This window comes from Acinetobacter sp. UBA3132 (genome assembly GCF_002364825.1).
GTDB lineage: Bacteria > Pseudomonadota > Gammaproteobacteria > Pseudomonadales > Moraxellaceae > Acinetobacter > Acinetobacter schindleri.
On the sequence record NZ_DEZM01000230.1, the window covers coordinates 1 to 875 of the forward strand.

At 37.8% G+C, this 875-nt stretch carries 2 protein-coding genes; both read left to right on the forward strand.

From position 1 onward, the window contains the following. Positions 1 to 197: 197 nt before the first annotated feature. On the forward strand, positions 198 to 476 hold the full coding sequence (locus B4033_RS12820) for a hypothetical protein (protein ID WP_004814898.1): 279 nt from the start codon (positions 198 to 200) through the stop codon (positions 474 to 476). 84 nt (positions 477 to 560) lie between these two features. Beyond that, positions 561 to 875, forward strand: a 315-nt coding sequence (locus B4033_RS12825) for a DedA family protein (RefSeq protein WP_414631406.1), incomplete at its 3' end; no start/stop codon positions are given.

Genomic DNA, 875 nt, shown 5'->3' on the forward strand with positions numbered 1-875 from the left:
ATGTAACTAGATGTATACAAGCCCTCATTTGAGGGCTTTTTTTTACACAAACTTCACAATCTAAATAAAAATCTCAACACGCTTTTACCAAGATTCCCCTTTAAAAAGAAAAAGTCTTGATAATCTATATACAGTAATCATTTTCCACCTAAGTGTTTAATTACTAAATATATTTTTTACATGAAAAGGAACACAAAATGGCAAAATCCTACGCAAAATATGAAGATAATATTGTTCAGTTTCAACGCAAGGATCAAGTAAAAGTACAGCGGACTGTTGAAGTCATGGACCAGCTGGAACATGAATCACATCTTTTTATTGTTGTGCTAGGAACTGTTATTGGTGCGATCTTAGCGCTATTTATTGGCTATCACATCAACACTGGCATCGTGCAATTTTTGCTATTAAGTATATTGCCAGTATTCAGTGCCTATCTGCTGCGTCGAGTTTATATCTATACCCTCACGCATAGCTAATTTGTGCGATCTACAATTTATCTACTTTACCCATTCTGGAATACTCCGTAGGATAAAAGCAGTATTTTCAATTAACTGCTGCTTATGAATCTGACTGACTGGATTATTTCTATTATGGAACAGCTGGGCTATTGGGGTATTGCCCTGCTCATGTTCCTCGACAATGTCTTCCCGCCTATTCCCTCTGAAATCATTATGCCATCTGCGGGCTATTCCGCGTCCCAAGGTCAATTAGTACTGGTCGGCGTGATCATTGCGGGTTGCCTCGGCTCCCTGCTGGCTGCTGCCTTACTTTACTGGATTGGTTATAAATTCAGTCATGAATCGATTTTCAGATTTGTCGACCGCTATGGTAAATATCTGTTTATTAAATCTGATGATGTAAAAAAATCTTTAGCA